Source organism: Fuscovulum ytuae, from assembly GCF_029953595.1.
In the GTDB taxonomy this organism is placed as follows: Bacteria; Pseudomonadota; Alphaproteobacteria; order Rhodobacterales; family Rhodobacteraceae; genus Paragemmobacter; species Paragemmobacter ytuae.
This window is the reverse complement of sequence record NZ_CP124535.1, coordinates 2,649,978-2,673,093: the sequence shown is the minus strand read 5'-3', so window position 1 is coordinate 2,673,093 and position 23,116 is coordinate 2,649,978. Positions and strand designations below refer to the sequence as shown.

The 23,116-nt window shown below is 59.6% G+C and carries 19 protein-coding genes; 10 read left to right on the top strand and 9 right to left on the bottom strand.

Going from position 1 to position 23,116, the window contains the following annotated elements:
• Positions 1 to 26 precede the first annotated feature (26 nt).
• Entirely contained in the window at positions 27 to 1,427 is a 1,401-nt protein-coding gene (gene ahcY, locus QF092_RS12855) for an adenosylhomocysteinase (protein WP_281464293.1), read from the top strand.
• A gap of 180 nt (positions 1,428 to 1,607) precedes the next feature.
• Positions 1,608 to 1,949: a DUF2853 family protein gene (locus QF092_RS12850; RefSeq protein ID WP_281464292.1), complete on the top strand. Its 342-nt coding sequence runs from the start codon at positions 1,608 to 1,610 to the stop codon at positions 1,947 to 1,949.
• A gap of 254 nt (positions 1,950 to 2,203) precedes the next feature.
• Here the strand turns inward: QF092_RS12850 and QF092_RS12845 are convergent, their stop codons facing one another.
• Genes QF092_RS12845 through tsaD form a run of 4 tightly spaced genes read right to left on the bottom strand, consistent with a single transcriptional unit; the run spans position 2,204 to position 4,973 of the window.
• Positions 2,204 to 2,632: an EVE domain-containing protein gene (locus QF092_RS12845; protein ID WP_281464291.1), complete on the bottom strand. Its 429-nt coding sequence runs from the start codon at positions 2,630 to 2,632 to the stop codon at positions 2,204 to 2,206.
• On the bottom strand, positions 2,632 to 2,904 hold the full coding sequence (locus tag QF092_RS12840; RefSeq protein WP_281464290.1) for a YciI family protein: 273 nt from the start codon (positions 2,902 to 2,904) through the stop codon (positions 2,632 to 2,634). Before QF092_RS12840 ends, QF092_RS12845 begins: the two co-directional genes overlap by 1 nt.
• 3 nt (positions 2,905 to 2,907) lie before the next feature.
• Entirely contained in the window at positions 2,908 to 3,882 is a 975-nt protein-coding gene (locus tag QF092_RS12835; protein ID WP_281464289.1) for an NAD(P)H-dependent glycerol-3-phosphate dehydrogenase, read from the bottom strand.
• Positions 3,879 to 4,973, bottom strand: coding sequence for a tRNA (adenosine(37)-N6)-threonylcarbamoyltransferase complex transferase subunit TsaD (gene tsaD / locus QF092_RS12830; RefSeq protein ID WP_281464288.1), 1,095 nt, complete (start codon positions 4,971 to 4,973; stop codon positions 3,879 to 3,881). The genes QF092_RS12835 and tsaD overlap by 4 nt, the downstream gene beginning before the upstream one ends.
• A gap of 42 nt (positions 4,974 to 5,015) precedes the next feature.
• Here tsaD and QF092_RS12825 point away from each other — a divergent pair, with 42 nt between their 5' ends.
• The 4 genes from QF092_RS12825 (at position 5,016) to QF092_RS12810 (ending at position 9,733) form a co-directional block, all read left to right on the top strand.
• A complete protein-coding gene (locus QF092_RS12825) occupies positions 5,016 to 5,747 on the top strand; it encodes a uroporphyrinogen-III synthase (RefSeq protein ID WP_281464287.1) in 732 nt (243 codons plus the stop codon).
• A gap of 68 nt (positions 5,748 to 5,815) precedes the next feature.
• Positions 5,816 to 6,964 (top strand): COG4223 family protein, encoded by a 1,149-nt coding sequence (locus QF092_RS12820; RefSeq protein ID WP_281464286.1) that lies wholly within the window; start codon positions 5,816 to 5,818, stop codon positions 6,962 to 6,964.
• Positions 6,965 to 6,974: 10 nt separating this feature from the next.
• Positions 6,975 to 8,456 (top strand): heme biosynthesis protein HemY, encoded by a 1,482-nt coding sequence (locus tag QF092_RS12815; RefSeq protein ID WP_281464285.1) that lies wholly within the window; start codon positions 6,975 to 6,977, stop codon positions 8,454 to 8,456.
• 179 nt (positions 8,457 to 8,635) lie between these two features.
• Positions 8,636 to 9,733, top strand: coding sequence for a TRAP transporter substrate-binding protein (locus tag QF092_RS12810; RefSeq protein ID WP_281464284.1), 1,098 nt, complete (start codon positions 8,636 to 8,638; stop codon positions 9,731 to 9,733).
• Positions 9,734 to 9,790: 57 nt separating this feature from the next.
• Here the strand turns inward: QF092_RS12810 and QF092_RS12805 are convergent, their stop codons facing one another.
• Both QF092_RS12805 and QF092_RS12800 read right to left on the bottom strand, forming a co-directional pair.
• Complete coding sequence (locus QF092_RS12805; RefSeq protein ID WP_281464283.1) at positions 9,791 to 11,623, bottom strand: TRAP transporter large permease; 1,833 nt, start codon at positions 11,621 to 11,623, stop codon at positions 9,791 to 9,793.
• Complete coding sequence (locus QF092_RS12800; RefSeq protein WP_281464282.1) at positions 11,620 to 12,204, bottom strand: TRAP transporter small permease subunit; 585 nt, start codon at positions 12,202 to 12,204, stop codon at positions 11,620 to 11,622. The genes QF092_RS12805 and QF092_RS12800 overlap by 4 nt, the downstream gene beginning before the upstream one ends.
• Positions 12,205 to 12,586: 382 nt before the next feature.
• Between QF092_RS12800 and QF092_RS12795 the strand changes: the two genes are divergently transcribed.
• Positions 12,587 to 13,540: a response regulator gene (locus QF092_RS12795; protein ID WP_281464281.1), complete on the top strand. Its 954-nt coding sequence runs from the start codon at positions 12,587 to 12,589 to the stop codon at positions 13,538 to 13,540.
• The gene (locus tag QF092_RS12790) at positions 13,537 to 13,869 is read left to right on the top strand and encodes an Hpt domain-containing protein (protein WP_281464280.1); all 333 of its coding nucleotides are present in this window, start codon (positions 13,537 to 13,539) and stop codon (positions 13,867 to 13,869) included. The genes QF092_RS12795 and QF092_RS12790 overlap by 4 nt, the downstream gene beginning before the upstream one ends.
• Here QF092_RS12790 and QF092_RS12785 read toward each other — a convergent pair.
• The 3 genes from QF092_RS12785 to QF092_RS12775 all read right to left on the bottom strand — a co-directional run bounded on the left by QF092_RS12785 (position 13,866) and on the right by QF092_RS12775 (position 20,123).
• Positions 13,866 to 15,902, bottom strand: coding sequence for an ATP-binding protein (locus QF092_RS12785; protein ID WP_281464279.1), 2,037 nt, complete (start codon positions 15,900 to 15,902; stop codon positions 13,866 to 13,868). The two genes, QF092_RS12790 and QF092_RS12785, sit on opposite strands and share 4 nt — an antisense overlap.
• Before the next feature lie 33 nt (positions 15,903 to 15,935).
• A complete protein-coding gene (locus QF092_RS12780; protein ID WP_281464278.1) occupies positions 15,936 to 16,331 on the bottom strand; it encodes a response regulator in 396 nt (131 codons plus the stop codon).
• Between the two features lie 147 nt (positions 16,332 to 16,478).
• A complete protein-coding gene (locus QF092_RS12775; protein ID WP_281464277.1) occupies positions 16,479 to 20,123 on the bottom strand; it encodes a PAS domain-containing protein in 3,645 nt (1,214 codons plus the stop codon).
• A 166-nt stretch (positions 20,124 to 20,289) separates the two neighbouring features.
• Here QF092_RS12775 and QF092_RS12770 point away from each other — a divergent pair, with 166 nt between their 5' ends.
• Positions 20,290 to 22,191, top strand: a complete 1,902-nt coding sequence (locus QF092_RS12770; protein WP_281464276.1) for a heavy metal translocating P-type ATPase — start codon at positions 20,290 to 20,292, stop codon at positions 22,189 to 22,191.
• Positions 22,192 to 22,361: 170 nt separating this feature from the next.
• Positions 22,362 to 22,997, top strand: a complete 636-nt coding sequence (locus tag QF092_RS12765) for a transglutaminase-like cysteine peptidase (protein ID WP_281464275.1) — start codon at positions 22,362 to 22,364, stop codon at positions 22,995 to 22,997.
• The last annotated feature ends 119 nt before the right edge of the window (positions 22,998 to 23,116 follow it).

Genomic DNA, 23,116 nt, shown 5'->3' with positions numbered 1-23,116 from the left:
ATTGAAGGATCAAGGAGCAACGGCAAATGCCGCAGGATTACGTCGTCAAAGATATCGCGCTTGCAGAGTTTGGCCGCAAGGAACTCACCATTGCCGAAACGGAAATGCCGGGTCTTATGGCCTGCCGTGAAGAATTTGGCACATCCAAGCCGCTGAAGGGTGCACGTATTGCCGGTTCCCTGCACATGACGATCCAAACGGGCGTTCTGATCGAAACCCTTGTTGCGCTCGGCGCCGATGTGCGCTGGGCGTCCTGCAACATCTTTTCCACCCAAGATCACGCTGCCGCCGCCATCGCGCAGGCGGGCGTCCCTGTCTTCGCCATCAAGGGCGAAACCTTGGAAGAATATTGGGAATATACCGATAAAATCTTCCAGTTCGGTGGCGAGGGCGGCACCTGCAACATGATCCTCGACGATGGCGGGGATGCCACGCTTTACATCCTCCTCGGCGCCCGCGTCGAAGCAGGCGAAAAAGACCTGATCGAGGTGCCCACTTCGGAAGAAGAGGTTTGCCTCTTCAACCAGATCAAAAAGCGCCTTGCCGCATCGCCCGGCTGGTTCACGAAACAGCGCGCTGCCATTCAGGGCGTTTCGGAAGAAACCACCACAGGCGTTCACCGCCTGTATGAGCTGCACAAGAAGGGCCAACTGCCCTTCCCGGCGATTAACGTGAACGACTCGGTCACCAAGTCGAAGTTCGACAACAAATATGGCTGCAAGGAATCGCTGGTCGATGGCATTCGTCGCGCCACCGATACGATGATGGCGGGCAAGGTCGCCGTCGTCTGTGGCTATGGTGATGTCGGCAAAGGTTCCGCGGCGTCTCTGCGGGGTGCGGGCGCCCGCGTCAAGGTGACCGAGGTTGACCCGATCTGCGCCCTTCAGGCCGCGATGGACGGCTACGAGGTCACCATCCTCGAAGATGAAATCAGCACGGCCGACATCTTCATCACCACCACCGGCAACAAGGACGTGATCCGGATCGAACATCTGCGTGAGATGAAGGATATGGCCATCGTCGGCAATATCGGCCACTTCGACAACGAGATTCAGGTCGCTGCCCTGCGCAACCACAAATGGACCAACATCAAGGATCAGGTGGACATGATCGAAATGCCCTCGGGCAATCGCATCATCCTTCTGTCTGAAGGACGGCTCTTGAACCTTGGGAACGCCACCGGTCACCCGTCCTTCGTGATGTCGGCCTCCTTCACCAATCAGGTTCTGGCGCAGATCGAACTTTGGACCAAAGGTAAGGACTACGCGCCCGGCGTCTATATCCTGCCCAAGCAATTGGATGAAAAGGTCGCCCGCCTGCATCTGAAAAAGATCGGTGTAAAACTTACCGAACTGCGCCCCGATCAGGCCGCCTATATTGGCGTCAAACCTGAAGGTCCGTTCAAACCTGAACACTATCGCTACTGATCACAGAGCGCTGACGAAAGAAATCCACCCCCGTTCGGGCAGACCGGACGGGGTTTTTTCATCCCAAATCTGCCGAAATCCCGGCTTCGGGCAAAAACCTTTTGCACACTGCCTTTCTGACCGTAATCTTCTTTTGCGGCGGTAAGTCCTTCGCCGGACGTCAGGGAGAGAGTGAAGATCATGAGCAAACGAGCCGAACTGATTGCGAAATACGCCGAAGACCTGAAGACGAAATGCAAGATGACGCCTGACATGACGCTTCTTGAAAAGGTGACCATCGGCTGTGGCCCTGCAATCTACAGCGCCGATAGCGAAACTGTCGCCGCCACCGACAAAGCGGAATTGGAACGTGTGAAGGCCAATTTCTTGATCAAGAAACTTGGGCTGCCCGACTCCCCCAAACTGATGGAGGCGATCAATGCCGTGATCGACACCTATGGTCGGTCCGAGCGCAATAAGTATCGTCCCGTTGTCTATTACATGCTGGTCAAGCATTTCGGGAAAGAAAAGGCCTACGCCTGATCTGACCCACGACCGTCGCCCCGCGCCGCCCCGCGCGGGGTCGACCAATAAAATACTACGCATAATGGCTTTGCTTTGGTCCCTGCCTTCGGGCACGATCAAAGGGCAGGGCAGTATGCCCGGGACCCGTCTTTCATATCACGCACAGCGCATGGGGAGTGTGTGGGGTGGATGGAGGGTCCCGTAGGGGTGCGGGCCCTCCATTTCCAATGGGTTCAAGCAACCTTTTCGGCCCAAAAGTCGGCCTTAACGAACTACAGGCCTGAAGGGTCCAGTTCGCCCATTTCACAGACGATTTTCCATTCCTCTTCTGTCACGGGTTGGACGGAAAGCCGCGTGTTGTTGACCAGGGCCATGGACCCTAGTCCCGGCTGCACCTTGCATTGGTCAAGCTTCACAGGTTTCGGCAAGGCACAAACTGCCCGCACCGTCACACAATCCCATCTAGGATCGTCGGTTGTGCTGTCCGGCGCGCTCTCGCGGATGACCTCAACGATCCCGACAATCTCCTTCCCGATGTTGGAATGGTAAAAGAAACCCCGATCACCTACCCTCATGGCGCGCATATTGTTCCGCGCTTGATAGTTGCGGACCCCGGTCCATTCCTCCCCCGCATCGCCCTTGGCCACTTGATGCGGCCAACCGAACTCATCGGGTTCCGACTTGAAAAGCCAATAGGACATCAGCCGATCACTTTCTTCCATTCGCGGATATCGACCGATTGGAACAGGCCCGCCTTCGCATAGGGGTCATTCGCCGCCCATTCCCGCGCCTGATCAAGCGTCTCTACAGATAGGATCACAAGGGAACCGGCCATCTCGCCCGCCTCGTTCAAAAATGGCCCCGCCATCTCTACCAAACCAGAGCTTTCGATATGCGCCAGATGCGCTGGCCGGTTCTCTTGGCGGATATGGAGATGTCCGGGCCTGTCGATGCAGATAAGCGCTACGCGCATGCCTCATTCCTTCTTCAAAGGTCGTGACAAAAGGGTCTGTATTGCGTTTGGAAGGTCGATATGGCCGTCGATCAACGCCGCAACCATTCGCGTGACCGGCAGATCAATACCGCGTTTTTTCCCAAGGTTAGAAACTGCTTTCGCCGTTGCGGCGCCCTCTACCGTGACGGATGGGTCAAAGGCTTGTCCCGATCCCAGAGCGACCCCGAACCGGAAATTGCGCGACTGCGCCGATGTGCAAGTCAGCACCAGATCGCCCAGCCCGGAAAGCCCTCCCAGCGTTTCCGCGCGCGCCCCAAACGCAAGGGCAAGGCGCGTCATCTCGGCATAGCCGCGCGTCATCAGGGCCGCCCTTGCGGACTCGCCAAGGCCTGCGCCGATCACGATCCCCGCCGCAATCGCGATCACGTTCTTCAGCGCGCCCCCCAACTCGGCACCCGCCACATCATCCGTCAGATAAAGCCGCAAAGTCGCTGTAGACAATTGCTGTTGCAGCGTTTCTCCCAAGCCAGCCTCTCTGCAGGCCAAGGTCAGGGCGGTAGGAAGTCCCATAGCAATGTCGGCCGCAAAGCTGGGGCCGGTCAGAACCGCCGAACGGGCACTTGGCACTTCATTGGAAATGATGGCCGAAGGGCCGGTCAGTCGTTCAAGGTCAATCCCCTTGCAGCAGGCAACCAAAGGCCGTCCGGACAAGGCCTTTCCCGATCCAATCAGAAAGCCACTCAACACCTGCATCGGAAGGCAGAGCAAGACCGCGTCAGCATCACAAATACCATCCAAATCGGCCGTAACAGAGACGTTTTCTGGAAACAGAACTCCAGCCAGTCGCGCCTCGTTCTCTCGTTTTTCCTGCATCTTCCATGCACGCTCGGCGTCACGCAGCCATAGGGCCACATCACGCCCATCCCGCGCCAAGGTAACCGCCAACGCCGTTCCAAAGGCACCCGCACCTACGATGCCGATCCTGCCCCCGGTCATGCCTTCGCGCCTTTCTTCCCCGATCCGATCATCGGCGCTGCTTGCGCATCAAGCGGCCAGCGTGGGCGTGCCACAAGATCGATGCCAGACGGCATCCCTGCGCGTGCCTGTTCAATTCCGGCCCAAGCAATCATCGCGGCATTATCGGTGCAAAGCCGCAATGGTGGAGCAACGAAACGCACACCATTTTCGCCGCAAACCGTTTCTAACCTTGCCCGAATGGTCTTATTGGCCGCCACGCCCCCCGCCACGGCCAGCGCCGGGACAAGGGGCCGTTGCTCAAGATAGATCGCCAGCGCGCGATGTGTCTTTTCGGCCAGAACATCTGTCACGGCGGCCTGAAATCCGGCGCATATGTCGCGCCGGTCCTGAACCGTGATCCCACATTTCTCTGCCACCAGCGCATCCCGCGCCCGCAAAAGCGCAGTCTTCAAACCCGAGAAAGACAGGTCGCATCCGGGTCGGTCAAGCAAGGGGCGCGGAAAGGTAAATCGTGCTGGGTTGCCATCGGCGGCCTCTCGTTCGACGACAGGGCCCCCCGGCTGCGCCAGACCCAAAAGCTTGGCCACTTTGTCAAAGGCTTCGCCCGGCGCATCGTCGATCGTCCCCCCAAGGCGACGGAACCGATCTACCCCCTCCACGATCAGGAACTGGCAATGCCCCCCGGAAACCAGCAGCATAAGATACGGAAAGGGCAACCCATCCGTCAGCCGGGGCGTCAGCGCATGGCCCGCCAAATGGTTCACCCCCCAAAGCGGGCGCTTGGCACCTGCCGCCAAACCCTTCGCCAGCATGACACCCGAAAGAACCCCGCCAATGAGGCCGGGGCCAGAGGTAACAGCGATCCCATCAATGTTGTGCAGGCTTAGCCCGGCCTCTGACAAGGCACGGTCCACGCAATAGTCCAACCGTTCCGCATGCGCCCTTGCAGCAATCTCAGGCACAACTCCGCCAAAAGCGGCGTGTAGGGAGGTTTGGCCTTCAACGACAGATGCCATAACCTCTGCCACGCCATTTTCATCTGCCCGCACCACGGCGGCCGCGCTGTCATCGCAGCTCGATTCGATGCCAAGAAAAGTCAGCGCCGCCATATCCATTGCCCGATGGGATCGCTTGGGGGTAACACCCTTGTCATGGCCCTGCAATCCCGCCCCCTACCGTTGCTTCTCACGCGGCCCGCCGCACAGGGTGAGCGCTTCGCTGCCCAGATTGCGACGCGAATGCCCGGACGGTTCAATCTGATCCTGACGCCGCTTATGGCTCCGTCCTTCTTTTCGCCTGACCTTCCAGATCCGCCGTGGTCATCGGTTATCCTCACCTCCGAAACAGGGGTCGAGGCAACTTCGCGCTTAGCCCAAGCAGGCCATATCTTCCCGCCTCGGGCATGGTGCGTCGGCGACCGCACTGCCAAAGTCGCGCGATCCGCAGGGTTCGATGCGTTATCCGCCCAAGGTGACGCAGAGGCGCTTATCGCCCTTATTCTTGCATCCGATGATCAAGGCCCGTTTCTTCATCTCCGTGGGCGTGACGCACGCGGCGACATCGCGCCCCGGCTTGCGGCACATGGTCGCCCCGCCCATGCGGCCATCGTCTACGCACAAGATCCGCAGCCGCTTACAGCCATTGCCCTTAACGCCCTCGCCGGACCGGGTCCCGTGGTGGTTCCCCTGTTTTCGCCCCGCTCCGCGGCAGTTTTAACCGCCCAGGGCCCGTTTTCGGCGCCACTCTGGATCGTCGCGATAAGCGACGCCACCGCGCGCGCCGCCGCATCACTTGCTCCGAAAAGACTTATGGTCGCGGAACGCCCCGATGCTGATGCTATGGCAACCGCCGTTGAAACCATCGTGAACAACCCGGCTTCTTGAACCCACAACCCTCAGGGGATTAGGGTGATATAGAACCCGCCCGGCGCGGACGGGAAAAGGAGCCACCCATGGCCAGACGCAAGACCGACGAACCAGCACCTGACGCCGAGGCCGACCTTATGGCCGTCGTCGAAGCGACAGATCCGCAAACCAGCGCCTCAGAACCCCCCGCGCCCATTCCGCCCGAAACCCTGCATGTCACGGACTCCGCGCCCGCACAGACCGAGACGCAGGCCCGATCAGGCGGTGGCGCCGGGGCCTTTTTTGGGATGTTCCTCGGTGGCCTAGTTGCGGCTGCTGGAGGTTTCGGCCTTGCCCGTCTGGTGCCCGATCTCTTTCCCACGGCCGGTGACTCCGTCCTGTCTGAAACTGTGGCGGCACAGGCAGAAGAATTGGCAGCCATTCGAGAACAATTGGCAGCCCTCCCCGCCAAACCGACTCCTGACCCCAGTGTCGAGGCGCGGCTTGCGGCGCTGGAGGCAGCAAGCTCATCCGATCTTGAAGCGCGCCTTATGTCGCTGGAATCACAGTTCGCCGCCCTTCCATCGCCGTCGGCATCTGGCCAGACCGCCGATCCAGCTCTTCTTGCCGATATCGAGGCCCTTAAACAGCAAGTGGCCAGCCTTGGTTCTGGTGGCACGGTTCCCGCCGATGTCATCGCCGCCGCAACTGCCGCCGAAGCCCGCCTGCAAGAAGCCGAAGCCCGCGCCGCCGAACTTGCCGAACAGGCTGTCGCTGCGGCTGCGTCAGCGCGGCGCTCCGCCGCCGTGGACCGCATCGCCGCCGCCTTTGACAGCGGCGCACCTTACGCCTCTGCTGCCGCAGAACTTGGCCCAGACCTTCCCTCTGCCTTGACCGAACATGCCGCTGCCGGCATCCCCACTATCGCGGATCTGCAGAACAGCTTTGACGACGCTGCGCGCCAATCGCTCGAAGATGCACTCCGCGCGAATATGGGCGAAAGCTGGACGGACCGCGTCTCAAGCTTCCTACGCAGCCAGACGGGCCTGCGGTCGCTCACCCCACGCGAAGGGGATGATCCTGATGCCATCCTGTCGCGCGCCGAAGCCGCGCTAGCTGCGGGTCGAATCGGCGATGCTTTGGCAGAGTTGGATGCTATGCCCGATGCCGGTAAACCTGCCCTTGCAGAATGGATCGCTGAAGCCGGAAAAAGAACCGCCGCCGAAGACGCCCTTTCGCAACTTCGTGCCGAATAGGGGGCCTTGAATGATCTGGTCCCTCGCCAAGGTTCTGCTGTTTATTCTTATCATCGCCACACTCACGCTTGGGGCCGAGGTTCTGTTGAACACCGGTGGCGGTATCCGTATCGCGGTCGCGGGCTACGAATTCACTCTTGGCCCGCTTCAGGCCTTCATCACCTTTCTTGTGATGATCGTCCTCGTCTGGCTCTTGATGAAGTTCGTGGGTTTTACCATCGCCCTCTTCCGCTTCCTCAATGGCGACGAAACTGCAATCAGTCGCTATTTCGACCGCAACCGGGAACGCAAGGGGTTCGAGGCCTTATCAGAAGGCCTCATGGCCCTTGCCGCAGGTGAAGGACGCCTTGCTCTGAACCGTGCGATTAAGGCCGAGAAATACCTTGCCGAACCGCATCTCACCACGCTTCTCGTCGCACAGGCGGCCGAGGCGGCGGGTGACACGCGCCGCGCAACGGATGCCTATAAGGAACTGCTGTCCTCTGATGTCACCCGATTTGTCGCCATCCGGGGCCTTTTGCGCCAGAAGCTGACCGAAGGTGATACCGAAACTGCGCAGAAACTTGCGATCAAGGCGCTGGAACTTAAGCCGCGCCATGAAGAAACGCAGGATATCCTCCTGAAATTGCAGGCAGAAAGCCGTGATTGGAAAGGTGCACGCGGCACCCTGACTGCCAAGATGAAGGCAGGAGCCTTGCCCCGCGATGTCTACCGCCGCCGAGATGCCGTGCTTGCCTTGCAGCAAGCGCAAGCCGTGCTTGACGAAGGCAGCAGCATCGAAGCCCGCGAGGCCGCAATCGAGGCGAACCGCCAATCGCCCGACCTTATTCCCGCCGCTGCCATGGCCGCGCGGGCTTTGGCCGAAAAAGGCGATAGAAAAGGGGCGACACGCGTTCTGAAAAAGGCATGGGACGCCAAACCCCATCCCGATCTCGCGGCCGCATTCGCGGATATCGAACCCGGGGAATCAGCGGCTCAGCGGCTTAAACGCTTCCGCACCCTTGTGACGAACCATCCGCAGCACGAAGAGACCCGGCTTCTTATGGCCGAACTCAACATCGCCGCTGAAGATTTCCCCGAAGCCCGGCGCGCGATTGGCGACATTGTTGAAACACATCCAACACAGCGCGCGCTGGCCATCATGGCCGCCATTGAACGCGGCGAGGGCGCGGATGAGGCTGTGGTGCGCGGCTGGCTGGCGAAGGCGCTTATAGCGCCCCGCGGCCCGCAATGGTGCTGTGACAAATGTCAGGCTGTTCACGCGAAATGGGACCCGATCTGTGACAATTGCGGTGGCTTCGATACCCTTTCTTGGCGCGAGCCTCCCGAACGGACCGGACCCTCGGCCACGGGGGCCGAACTTCTGCCGGTGATTGTGTCCCCGCCCAAGCCAAGCGAACCCCCGGAGCCCGCCCCCGAAGAACCGAATGCCAAAGGTCCGGCAGAACCGGAAACCATCGATCTAGAGGCGATTGTTCGTCGCGGCGGTTAAGGCTTGCCACAACGTGTGGCAAGTGCCCAAAAAGCCCGCATTTACCTTGGGTTAACTAATCTTCCTGCGCACGGAAAAACTGCGCATCACGCGTGACGGGGCTTGCGTATCTCGCAGGTTGCAGAAATAAAAATTCGTCACAACTAACCAACGCAAAAGCAAATCATGGGAGGAAATACATGGATCGCCGTTCATTCCTGACCAAGGCCGCCGTTGGCGGTGTCGGGGCCGCCGCATTGGCCGCACCTGCCATCGCGCAGACAGCACCAAAGGTCACTTGGCGCCTCACCTCGTCTTTCCCGAAGTCGCTCGATACCATCTATGGCGGGGCAGAGGTTCTGTCGCGTATGGTGTCCGAGGCTTCGGAAGGCAACTTCCAAATTCAGGTCTTCGCTGCAGGCGAACTCGTCCCCGGACTTCAGGCCGCGGATGAAGTGACGGCCGGCAATATCGAAGCCTGCCACACTGTCGGCTACTACTACTGGGGCAAGGATCCGGCTTGGGCCGTTGCCGCCGCCGTTCCCTTCTCGCTCTCGGCCCGCGGGATCAACGCGTGGCACTACCACGGCGGCGGGATCGACCTCTATAACGAATTCCTCGCCCAGCATAACATCGTCGCACTTCCGGGCGGTAACACGGGCGTCCAGATGGGCGGCTGGTTCCGTAAGGAAATCAACAGCGTGGCAGACCTTTCGGGTCTGAAAATGCGGGTCGGCGGCTTCGCGGGCAAGGTCCTTGAAAAGCTCGGCGTCGTGCCGCAACAGATCGCGGGCGGCGATATCTATCCGGCGCTTGAAAAGGGCACCATCGACGCCGCCGAATGGGTCGGCCCGTACGATGACGAAAAGCTTGGCTTCAACAAAGTCGCGCCCTACTACTACTATCCCGGCTGGTGGGAAGGTGGCCCGACCGTCCATTTCATGTTCAACAAGGCGCAGTACGAGGCGCTTCCGCCGCAGTATCAATCTCTGCTGCGCACGGCTGCGCAGGCCGCCGACGCGAACATGCTCCAGATGTATGACTACAAGAACCCCACCGCGATCAAATCACTGGTGGCCGGTGGTGCACAACTGCGTCCCTTCTCTCCAGAAATCCTCGAAGCCTGCTTCAACGCTGCGAACGAGGTCTACGCCGAGATGGAGGCGACCAACCCCGGCTTCGCCAAGCTTTGGGGCTCGATCAAGGCTTTCCGCAAAGAGAACTACACCTGGGCACAGGTCGCAGAATACAACTACGACACGTTCATGATGCTTCAGCAGAACGCAGGAAAGCTCTGATCCCGACAGATCGGACGCAAAAGGAAACCCCCGGTCGCAAGACCGGGGGTTTTTTCGTCAGTTCCCCGCAGCCGGGGCCTGCAACGCTGCTGGGGGTTGCCCCAATCCACCCGGTTGCAACAGGGCAGGGGGCTGACCCAGCCCTCCCTGCGGCTGCAAAGCTGGCGGCGCGCCTAGCCCACCTTGTGCTGCTCCTGGTGGCTGCAACCCGGCTGGCGCTCCAAGCCCCCCGCCCAAGCCGCCCGGCTGGCCCAAACCGCCAAGCCCACCACCCAACGGCTGCAAGGTCGGCATCTCGATGGTCACTGTCGACGGATCGATCACCGGTGCCTTGTAGTGCAAAACCAGCTGCGGGAAGAGGATGACCACCACCACCATGAACATCTGGATCACGATAAACGGGATCGCGCCTGCATATATCTGATCCGTCCGCACCGGATCTTCCAACTTTCCAGTGACCGTATCCTTGTAGCGCGACTTGGGCGCGACCGACCGCAGATAGAACAAGGCAAAGCCGAAGGGCGGCGTCAGGAAGGACGTCTGCATGTTCATGGCAAGGATTACGCCCAACCAGATCAGATCGATCCCCAAGGCATCCGCCGCAGGCACGATCAGCGGCACGATGATGAAGACCAGTTCAAAGAAGTCGAGGAAAAAGCCAAGAACGAACAGGACCACGTTCACCACGAACAGGAACCCGTATTCGCCTCCGGGGACCGACGTCAGCAGATGCTCCACCCAAACATGGCCATTCACGCCATAGAAGGTCAGCGAAAACACCCTCGCCCCGATCAGGATGAACATCACGAAAGCCGACAACCGCGTCGTCGCCGCCAGCGCTTGGGTGATGACCGGCAACTTGAGCCGACGCTTCATAAAGGCCAGAACCAGCGCCCCTACCGCCCCCATCGCGCCCGCCTCGGTCGGCGTCGCAAGCCCGATGAAGATCGTCCCGAGCACAAGGAAAATCAGGGCAAGCGGCGGGATCAGCACAAATATCACCTGCTGCGCCAACCGTGACATCGTGTTTAGGCCCAGCGCCTTGTCGGCCAACGTGTACCCATAGATCACCAGAACACCGACCACCGCACCCAGAACATCAGCATTCGCCCCTTGGGTCGGATACAGCCAGACGTGCGCGCCATAGCCGATCCCCATCATTGCCGCTGCGGCCACCAACAACGATTTCACCCCACGACCCAGCGTCCGCACCTCGGGCGGCAGGGCAGGCACAGCATTCGGCCGAAAGATCGAAAGCAAAAAGACATAGGCCATATACAGCCCGACCAAGATCAACGCGGGCAGGATCGCACCGTGATACATATCGCCAACCGATCGACCCAACTGATCCGCCAGCACAATCAGAACCAGCGATGGCGGCACGATTTGCGCCAAGGTCCCGCTGGCGGCAATCGTGCCCGCTGCCACGCGACGGTCATACCCATAGCGCAACATGATCGGCAGGCTGATAAGCCCCATCGCGATCACCGATGCCGCCACCACCCCCGTCGTCGCAGCCAATAGCGCGCCCACCAAGATGACAGCATAGGCCACGCCACCCCGGATCGGCCCGAACAACTGCCCGATCGTGTCCAGCAGATCCTCAGCCATCCCGGACCGTTCCAGAACGATCCCCATGAAGGTGAAGAACGGGATCGCCAAAAGGGTCTCGTTCGACATTACCCCCCAGATGCGATTGGGCAGGGTGTTCAGCAATGGCCAATCCAGCGTGATCGACCCACCCGAAAGAGGCGCAAGCTCCACCCCGATGAAAAAGAACAACAACCCGTTCGCGGCAAGGGCGAACGCCACCGGATAGCCAAGGATCAAAAAGATCACGAGGCTCGCGAACATGATCGGCGCAAGGTTAAGCGCGATGAACTCGATCATTTCCGCACCTCATCCAGCAAAGCCTGCGCCTCAAGCTCTGCTTGCTCCTTGGCGTTATGGAACGGATGCGGGTCCTCGATCAGCCCGCGCATGATCGCGACCTTCTTTATGATCTCGGAAATCCCCTGCAACGTCAGAAGAATGAACCCAATCAGTAGGATGGCCTTTGCAGGCCAGATGATCAGCCCGCCGGAATTCGTCGACACCTCGCCGCTCCGGAAAGATGAAGCAACATAAGGCACAAGGTAGTAAACCATCAGCCCCACGAAGGGCATCAGAAAGAACAGATGCCCCAACAGATCAATCCACTGCCGTGTGCGGTCGCTCACCCGGCCGTAGATCACGTCGATGCGCACATGTTCGTTCTGCTTCAGGGTATAGGCGGCAGCCAACATGAACGCCGCCCCGAACAGATACCACTGCAATTCCAGCCAAGCATTGGACGAGGTAGAGAATACTTTCCGCACAACGGCGTTGGCCGCACTCACCAGAATGGCCACAAGGATCAACCAGCCGACCGCCTTACCGACGATGACATTGAAACGATCAATAAGTGTCGAGAGTCCAAGCAGACCCTGCATTCAAATACCCCCTGAGGATCGGTCGCTTAGGCGACGCTTAGTTGATCGCCCTACCTAGGGCGACGAGGCGGGGTGCGTCAATCGAAAGGGGTCAAAAACGACGCTTTCCGTCACGATTACGCTCTGTCCGCACGGTCAGTATTTGCCTGAAATCTAGGCAATTTCCCATTTCACCTCAGTTTTCCACAAGATTCTCTCCGGACCACGGTGCCGATCTGATTGAAGCGCTGGTCCCCGCCAAAGCGATCGTTTACCGGCCTTTAAACACCGTTAACCTGTCCTACTTTTGCCGTTATTAAGGATGAATTTTAGGCTGGGGTAGCTGATTTGCGTGTGACCCTTCCAATCAGGGCAGCGTGACCAAGGAATGGGAAGTTTTGTAATGAGAATCCTCGCGATCGATGACGATCCTGTGTTTCTCGAACTCTTGGCCGGTATGCTCAAGATGATCGGCTACGCACAGGTTACAACCATGCCCTCTGGTGAAGAGGCGTTGCACGAACTGGATTATTCCGGGACGCTCTATGATTGCATCCTGTCAGACATGCAGATGCCCGACATGGACGGTGCCGCCGTTACGGCCGCCATCCGCACACGCACGGCCTACAGGCAGACCCCGATCCTGATGATCACTGCCATGTCCGGCAAGAATGCCGTGGATGAAGCATTCGCTGCCGGTGCGACCGATTACATCACCAAGCCCCTCGACATCATCGAATTGCGGGCCCGGATCGGGATGGTTGACCGCCTTCTCGCCGAACGCCGGCGCCTTGCAGAATTCGCGCGCCTCGTCGGTCAACGTGCCGCAGCGGCCGAGATAAAGGCCGAATTCGAAACCCCGATCCTTATCCCCGGTTTCGAACGCGGCATCGAATTTCTCGCGATGGAAAACTACCTCCTGACCCTTGGGGTCAAGCGGATGTATTCCACCTCCGCCTTTGCGATCCACGTAAAGAACGCCAGCATCATTTTTAACAAGGCGTCTGGCGCGACCTATGTGCAGATGCTTGGTGATGTGGCCGCTCAGATCGTAGACGCACTCAAGACCGAAGAGGTCATGATCGCTTATGCCGGAAGCGGCACCTTCGTCTGCATGACGGAACGTGATCTTGGACAATCGCCGGATGACCTTGAAATCCTTATCAATATTGGCCTGATGGATTTTGAAACCATCTATGCATCGGATCGGTTGCCTGTGCCTCAGGTCCGCGTAGGAGAACCCGCGCGCAGCGCGTTCCTTTCACCGACAAAGCCGACCCGCATCCTTGAACGCGCAATCCAGTCGGCGACGACGCCACCGGAACGCCGCAGCAAGAACGGGCAACTCGTCGCATGACGGCAGTCGGGCTGTGGGTAGGCCAGAATGCCGATCACCCTTTGGCGCGCGCTGACCGGATGTTCCGCATGGCCGCTGGTGAACGGCTCGACATCCTCAATAGTGGCTGGATGCAATTGGAATCAGGCCACGACCCTGCGCCTGCCCGAAACGATATCCGCATTGTCGCGCATAAAATTGCGGGTGTTGCGGCCTCACTCGGCCATACGCGATTGGGCGAGATCGCCGATGAAGTCGAACAACTTTGCACCAAAGATGCAGCCCCCAAGGTTCTGCAACGCGCACTGCGAGAATTCATGTCGCTCTTGGCTGAACTGACCGAAGATTAGGCCTTCATCACCAGTGACCGAATGGCCTTGGTAACATCGGTCATGGTCAGCGGCTTCGACACGCAGCTGTCGAACCCCCACATCAGATACTCCACGATCTGATGCGACATCGCATTCGCCGTCACTGCGATGATCGGCACCCGGCCCTTGCCGATAGCTGCCTCGCGGGCCCGAATTTCTTCAAGTGCGCCTTTGCCATCCATCACTGGCATCGCGATATCCAAAAGAACGGCGTCGAACTTACCCGGCTCCCATGCCTGAACGGCCTGCCATCCGTCATCCACCGTGGTCACCGTCGCACCACATCGCGTCAGCATCAGTTCCAGAACGGAACGGTTTGTTCCATTGTCATCCGCAGCCAGAATCCGCAGCCCATCCAGCCGCCCGTCAACCTGCAATTCTGTCTGCACGGATGCGGGCTCTGGCGCAGCTTCCGTTACGGATAGGGGCAGGGTGACCCGCACCGTCGTCCCAACACCGGGGGCAGACGTCACGCGAATATCGCCGTCCATCCGGTTCACCAAGGTTCGCGTGATCGCCATACCTAGCCCGGTGCCGCCAAAACGCCGGGTGACGGAACTATCCGCCTGCCGGAATTCTTCATGCAATCGATCGATCTCTTCGGCCGACATGCCGATGCCGCTGTCCCGCACCTCAAGGACCAACGGCGTCCCCAGTCGCCCCGAAACCTCGACCGTCACTTCCCCCTGATCGGTGAACTTTATGGCGTTGGACACAAGGTTATGCATGATCTGTTGCACCCGGAACGGATCGCCCATCCGCCGCAACTCGGCCCCTGTGGAAACCAGAACTTCGAAATCCAGCCCTTTTTCATCTGCCTTCAGGCGATGCAGGTCTTCTACACGCTCGGCCAACTCAACAGGGCTGAACGGGACATTCTCGAGTTCAAGTTTCCCTGCCTCGATCTTCGACATATCAAGGATATCATTCAGGATATTCAACAGCGTCTCACCCGACTTGCGGATCGTGCCGATCATCCGCTTATGTTCCGGGTCGGTCAGGGCGGCCTCCAGCACCTCGGCCATCCCCAGAACGCCGTTCATCGGCGTGCGGATTTCATGGCTCATATTCGCAAGGAACATGGATTTCGTCCGACTCGCCTCTTCGGCCCTCGCTTTCGCAAGATACAGCTCTGAAACATCAGATCCGACGCCGCGATAACCAAGAAACACACCCGATCCATCAAAGACCGGCTGCCCCGAAATGCGAAACCATCTTTCGCTTCCATCGGGTGCCAGAGGCGCACGATAGACAAAATTGCGAAATGGTCTCCTCTCGCGCAGCGCCGACAGGACGATCTCCCAATCCGCGCTGGCCCGCACCTCTGGGTGCTCCTTTAGCCACTCGTCCCGCGTCTTGCCGATGATGCTGTCTGCATTCAGCCCCAGCTGCTCAAGATGTTCCGTCGCCGAAAGATAGGAAAAACGCAGGTCCTGATCCTGTTCCCACAGCCAGCCATCCGTCACCGCCGCGATGTCCGAAAACCGCTGTTCTGCGCTGGCCCTTAGCGCAAGCGCCTGTTCCAACTCGGCCTTCGCACGGATCAGTGCTGCCTCGCGTGACTTAAGTTCCGAAATCTCGATCTGGATGCCCGCCATCACCTTTGGCGATCCGTCCGGTTTGCGGCGCACCACTCTTGCGCGATCAAGCACCCATATCCAATGGCCGGCCCGGTGGCGCACCCGGTATTCGGCCTCATAGCTGTCGTCTTCGCCTTCGCTACACCTGCGCAACTCAGCCTCGACCCAATCCTTGTCATCCGGATGGATCAACGTGCTCCACGTCTCATAGGTAATCAGCGGCAATTCCGAAAGCTCGTAGCCCAGCATCGCCGCCCAGACATCATTCACAATCTGGCCGACCGAATCGAAATCCCAGGTCCAGGTGCCCACCTGCGCACCCTCGATCACATCGCGCAGGCGCCGTTCGGCCATCAAAAGCGCCTCAGGGGTCACAAGGCCCCAGTCCGGTTCGGCGCTATTACGCAATGGCTCTTCGCGTTCAGTCGTCATCCGCGCCTTCCATGGCCAAATGCGGGTCACGGATCACCCCAGTTGCAGAATGGATTCGATCGTCGAAAGGAATGTCTCGGCCTTCAGGGGTTTGGGCAGGATGGCATCGATCAATCCATCCTGTGTCCGGATATCCACCCGATCCGCATCAGCGGTGAAACGGATGACGGGCGTCGCTGCATTGCTCGAGTTTCCAGACCGAAGATAGCGGATCACCCGATCACCCGTGATATGGGGCATATTGTGATCGAACAGCATCAAATCATACTTCGTGCCCAGCGCAGCCTCCAACGCGCTGCGCCCATCGCCGACGATAGTTAGTTCGATATGGGGCGCTGCCGACAGGAACGCCATCACAATCTGCTGGTTCACCTCATCATCCTCCGCAAGGAGGACGCGATACTTCTGCTGATACGTCGCAGCGTTCATGCACATGCCCTGTTTACAATAACTAGCCCAATTCCACCGCACCACAACTCATGGGCGATAATGTGGTCAAATCAGGGATAGAAATACGTCTTAACACAGAACCAGATTCCCACTTACGATCAAGCGATATTTCGGTGGAAAATCGCTTCAACCCCGCAACAGTGTTTTCACGGCATGAAGCAGTTCTTTCCGCTTGAACGGTTTTGCCAGATGCGTGTCAAAGCCCCCCATGATGTAATCGGCAACCTGATTGGGCATGGCGTTCGCCGTCACTGCAATCGCAGGAACAGGGGCGTTCCCAGAATGACCTTCACGTTCACGGATTTCGGCAAGCGCGCGCATTCCATCCATGACAGGCATGGTAATATCCAGAAGCAACAGGTCAAACGGGCTTTCCTGCGCCTGCGCCCGTTCCCATGCTGTCACGGCCTCTAGCCCGTTCTCCACCATCGTGGTCCGCAATCCGCTATGGCCAAGCATTTCCGCTAGAACCATCCGATTGGTGACATTGTCATCGGCGATCAGCAGGTTACGCCCCTGAAGCGCAGAGATGTCGGGCGCTTCATCCGGTTCGGGAACCGACACCGATCCAATCTCTGCTTCTGGCAAGGGGATCACGACGCGCACTTGTGTCCCTTCCCCCGTTTGGCTTTGAAGCGAGATCATCCCCCCCATCAGGACAACCAGTTGCCGCACGATCGAAAGGCCCAGACCGGTGCCACCAAAGCGCCGGGTCATCGACCCATCGGCCTGTTCGAAACTCTCAAAGACACGGGAAAGCTGTGCTTCGGTCATGCCGACACCGGTGTCCGAAACATCTATGTTGATGGGCTTGCCCGGGCGGCAAGACAGCTTTAGCCGCACCCGCCCGGATTCGGTGAACTTGATCGCATTGCTCAAAAGGTTGTTCAGGATCTGAGTCAACCTATGCGGGTCGCCTATGCGCGGAAGATCGGCCCCCGCGCTGGTCAGAACTTGCAATTCCAACCCCTTTTCTTCGGCCTTCACCCGATGCAGCGCTTCGACTTGGGCAAGAATATCCGACAGCACCATCGGAACCCGTTCCAGTTCCATTTTCCCGGCCTCGATCTTCGACATGTCGAGGATCGAGTTCAGCACCGTCAACAGTGTCTCGCCCGAACGACGGATGGTCGCGACCATTTGCTTTTGTTCCGGCACTCCCACAAGGCTGTCCAGTACTTCTGCCATCCCCAAGACCCCGTTCAAAGGTGTCCGGATCTCGTGGCTCATATTGGCAAGGAAGATCGATTTCGCGCGGCTCATCTCTTCCGCCTTGGCGCGCGCTTCTTCCAACCGGGCGGTGGAGGCCAGTTCATCCGTGATGTCGGAAAAGGATACAACGACATGCTGCCCGCCATCGGCTGGCATCAAGGGAACCGCATTCGCCGAAAGAACCCGCCGCGTCCCGTCCTGCAAATGGACGGCAAAGCGAATGTCACGCACGATCCCACCATGGGCCAAAGCCTGCCGGAATGGCAGTTCTTCATCCGGTAGGGGCGTGCCATCCAGCCGCTGAAGCTGCCATTTTGGATCGTTGTAAAGACGGCCGCGGAGGGCCGATCTTTCCAGCCGCAGAATTCGCTCTGCTTCCTGATTGGCATAGGTCATGGCCCCACGCTCATTCAGAACCGCCAGTGCCGCGATGGATGTATCCATCACCTCAGACAGATAGGCGCGCCCGGCCTGCAACTGCTGTTCCAGCCGCTTGCGGTCCGAGATATCCAGATGAACCCCCGCCATACGAAGGGGAGTGCCGTCCGCAGCCCGCTCTGTCACCCGCGACCGCGAAAGCACCCACACCCAGCCGCCATCATCATGGCGCAGCCGGAATTCGATCTCATGAAATCTTTCGCCCAATTCAAGGTCATCTCGAAACGGATTGGGCAGCAACACCACATCATCCGGATGGATCGAGGCGCGGAATTCAGACAAGGTAAAGAGACCGGATTCCGATTTGTCGCGGCCCAACATCTCGGCCCAGCGGCCCCCCACCCGCAGCACATCGTTGGCGATATCCCATTCCCATGTGCCGACCGCCGCCCCGTCGATGATGCTTCGTAGATTGCGCTCGGCCTGATCGCGCTTCTCAAGTGCTGCACTCAGTTCCTGATTGGCGGAATCCAGCGCGGCAATCTGATTGTGCCGCGCTGTCACATCGATGGCGATGGCGACGATGCCACCGTCTGACGTTCGGGTGTGCAGACGGCGCATCCAACGGCCATCCGGCAGTTGCACCTCGTCTTGATCAAAGGGTTTCCGATAGGTGGCCATCCGTTCGGCAACCCAAGCCTCGGCCTCTTCGGGGGATGAGCAGGGGCCAAAAATTCCAAGCTCAACGCCCTTGCGAAGGGTCATTTCCAACTTCGCACCCGGTCGCACAAATGGGGCCATCCCCGGCAGCATGTTGGCATAGGCACCATTGGCGACCACGACACGCTCCTGATCATCAAGGATGATCACCGCATCGGGCAGGGCGCGCACCGCGTTTTCTAGCCGTTCGCGCGCCTCTGTCGCGCTACGGGCAAGGCCCGCCATGGCCGCTTCCTGCTCCTTCAGCTTGGTGATCACCGTCTCAATCGTCACGAAACCTGCCAGATCACCCTGCGCATCGTGCAAAGGCACCACGTTGAAATCGATCCAATAGCGATTCCCCCACCGATCCTGATTGATCGTCGTGCCCGAATAAGGCTCACGCTGGCGCATCGCCTCGCGGACGGCCTCGACATTCTTGGGATCGTTGCCCGGAACGCGGATCACCTCGCCCAAGTTACGCCCGCGCAGCTCATCAAGACTCCAACCAGTCTGCTTTTCGAAGGCCGCGTTGCACCAGACGACCTTCTCATCCAGATCAATGATACACACGAGGTTTGACATCGCCTCGACGATCTTGCCCAGCTGGGTCACCTCGTCGCGCATGCGCGTGTCGGCGGTCACGTCCCGCACAAGAAAGATGACGTTTGGCGGCGTATCGGGGGCATCCGACGGCTTCATTGCACCCGTCAATTCAAACCAATGCGGCCCGTCCGGCAGATCCAGCCGATAGCGCACACCCTCCACCCGGCCCTCGCTCAAGGCCCGTTCAAGCGCACCCTGCACGATTCGGGTCACCTTGGGCGGCAGCAATTTGGCAAAGCTCTGCCCCTGCAGCTTTTCCGGCGACACAATCATCAGATGCCTTGGTCCGGCCACGAAACCAGAGAACCGCCCATCTGCGGTCACCTCAAACAGCAGATCGGGCAGTGCGGAAAGCGTCGCCTCCATGCGCCGCGACGTTTCCAGATAGCGCATTTCTGTTTCGCGGCGGGCCAGCACCGTTTCCAGGACCTCCGCCGCCGCCTTCATCCGGTCGATCTTGATGGGGCCAAAATCGGTTTGCGGCGTTGCGAACACAAAAGCCAGAACACCGGTCAGTTTCCCGTTTTCATTGATCGGCAGCACCAAAAGGGCACCGCAGACGGCCACTTCGTGCAATGGATTATCGGCGGGCAGGGCGGTCCGGTCAGCCACATGGACAGGTCGGTTCGCAATCAACTCGGGCAGCAGCGGCTGCAACAGCCTGTCGCCATCGCATTCGATGGCCTCGTGTCCCGGCGCAATATAACTGCTGCGCTTCCGAAGGTGCGCCTCTTCCATACGATAAAGGCAGGCCCAGTTTGCACCGGAAACCTCGGCCAACTGCGCGATACAGCGGCTTACAGCCTCATCGAGGCCCGGAAGTGGCGTCCGCACCAGCTCATTGAGCATCCGAACGACCGAAATCTCTTCGGGCACCCTATCCTCCTGCCTTCCGGCCACAGCCAAACTGCGGCAGGCCCACACCCGAGGATTCATAAACATCAACCGATCCTGATTCACAATATCCCATAGGTTGCACGCAGCGTTGCCGGATTGGGTGTTATCGCTTGTCCAAGCCCTGCACTGCGATAATCATGCAATCATGAAGGAACTGTTTACGGATGATCGACTAGGACTTTTCCTCACCGTGATCACCGTCGCGGGAATGGTCATCGTTCTTGCCGGTTCCTTTTTTCTTACCCTACCGCCTGCCGTTGCATCACCTGCTCTCTGGGCTGTCTATCTTGCAGGCGGCATTCCAGCGGCCGCCTCAGCTCTGCGCGCGCTTTGGGTCGAAAAGGTGCTGGATATCGACCTTCTCATGGTCATCGCTGCCTTGACTGCCGCCGCTGTTGGATCGGCTTTGGAAGGGGCGGTGCTTCTCACCCTTTTCTCCCTTTCCGGCACGCTCGAAGATCGGGCGATGGGCAAGGCCCGCCGCGCGGTCGAGGCCCTGATGGCCCTGCGCCCGGAAACAGCGGTCCTTCGCCGCGATGACGGCACAACGGAAGAGGTCGCCGTCGATACGCTTGTCATGGGCGATACGGTCATCCTTCGTCCCGGCGCCCGCGTTCCCGTCGACGGCACATTGATCGAAGGCGAAGGCGCCTTGGACGAATCTTCCATCACGGGGGAATCCTTTCCCGTAACAAAGGCACCCGGTGCGAAACTTCATGAGGCGACCGTCAACCTGAACGCTATCCTCGCCTTGCGCGTGGACCGTCCCCTGTCGCAATCCACCGTCGCCCGCATGATCCGAATGGTAACAGAGGCGCAGGCAATGAAGGCCCCCTCTGAACGGTTTTCCGAATGGTTCGGCCAGCGCTATACGATTGCTGTCCTTCTCGGCTCATCTCTCCTCTTTCTTCTGTTCATCCGCCTTGGGATGCCAGAGTCCGATGCCCTTTACCGTGCCGCCACCATCCTTGTCGCGGCAAGCCCCTGCGCCGTCGTCATATCCGTTCCTGCCGCCATCCTTTCCGCCCTCTCCGCCGCTGCGCGGGGTGGTGTCCTGTTCAAGGGTGGCGCCGCGCTTGAACGCCTTGCCGAAGTGAAAAGCTTCGCCTTCGACAAGACGGGCACCCTTACCACCGGCAAGGCCGAGGTTACCCGCGTGCTGCCCGTGGAAGGGGATGCCCACGGTCTTCTGACCCTTGCGGCAGGACTTGAATCGCAATCCGAACACCCGATTGCCGCCGCCATTCGCCGCGCGGCCGCAGCACAGGGCCTGATGCCGAAATCCGTCACCGAAGTAACCTCCAGCCCCAGCGAAGGCATCATCGGCAAATGCGAAGGCGCGCAGGTCTGGGCGGGCAATCCACGCATGCTTGCCAGAATGCAGGCCACCGAGGACCACCCCGCCTTGGCCGAACTTGCGGATGGGGCGGAAACGGTCGTGTATTTTGGAACTGGGCCGCGTCTTCTGGGCGCAATCACCGTGGCGGATCAGCCCCGCGAAACCTCCCGTCGCGGGCTCGAGGCATTGCGCACTGCTGGCATCACCCAATTCCGGATGATGACCGGGGATCGGCGCCCTGTCGCCTTGCGTATCGGCCAATCGCTCGGCTTTGCCCCGCAGGATATTCAGGCCGATCTTCTGCCCGGCGAAAAGGTTCGGCTGGTTGACGAACTTGCTCGCGAAGGCCCCGTCGCCTTTGTTGGCGATGGCGTGAACGACGCCGCGGCCCTTGCCCGCGCCGATGTCGGCATCGCCATGGGCGCTGCCGGAAGCGAAGTGGCACTTCAGGCCGCCGAGGTCGCGCTTTTGTCCGAAAACATGGAACGCCTTGCCGCCGCCCATCACCTCGCCCGCCGCACCGCGCGCATCATCCGCCAGAACCTTGCCTTCGCGCTGGGCGCGATGGTCCTTCTGGTCATCGGGGGCCTGTTCTTCGACCTTCCGCTTCCCCTAGCGGTGATCGGGCACGAAGGTGGCACGCTTCTTGTGGTCTTAAATGGGCTACGTCTGCTGTTCGACCCCATACGAACGGATGCCCGTCACTGATGCTAATTTATAACCAATAAGCGAGTTCTTCCCCTAACTACCCCTATTGGTTGCAATTCTGCCCCTTCTCCGTCCCAGAGATGTGCTGATATTGCCTTTTTTTGGCCCCACCCACGCCGCCTGCAAAATGTCCTCTGTCCCCGCTGCTCTGCTTATCTTCGGGGACCACCATGCTCGCTCGCCCGCACCGTTTCCGGCACTTCTTTGCGCATCGCGCAGGGGCCGCCGTGCTTGCCGTTCTGCTCGGTATGGCTGCCACCATGCCCGCCATGGCTATCGATGCGCGTCGCCCTTCGGCCGACATCATCCCAATCCGGGCTGAGGTGACGCCCCCCCCTGGCGCACAGGGCATTTGCGCGACGTATGACTGGGCCTGTGCGAAATCCAACCGCACCATTCTGGTCGATGACGCGCTGATGCAAACGGTGCGCACCGTGAACTCCCGCGCCAATCGCAGCATCCGGCCGATCTCGGACTTGAACCAATACCGCATCATGGAACGCTGGTCCCTTCCCACCGCGCGCGGCGGCGACTGCGAAGATTACGCGCTTTACAAAAAGCGCGAACTGATCCGCGTGGGAATCCCTGCGGAGCAACTTCTCATTGCCGTCGTGCTGGATCGCAAGCGCCAACCCCATGCCGTTCTCATCCTTCGCACCGGAACGCAGGACCTCGTCCTCGATAACATGAACAGCCGCATCCTGCCGTGGCAGAAAACCGGCTACACTTTCCTGCGTCTGCAAGATCCGCGCCAACCGTCGCGCTGGGTATCGGTCATGGCCGGGGGGATTCTACCCAACAGCTGATCGCTCCCGTTTGTGCAGGGCCTTGCCACTTCGCGGCCCTGCCGGTCTGCCTGCCTTGACCTGACGTCCAACTCAAGGCCTTATCGACCGCATACCAAGATCAAGAAACGGACCAGAGT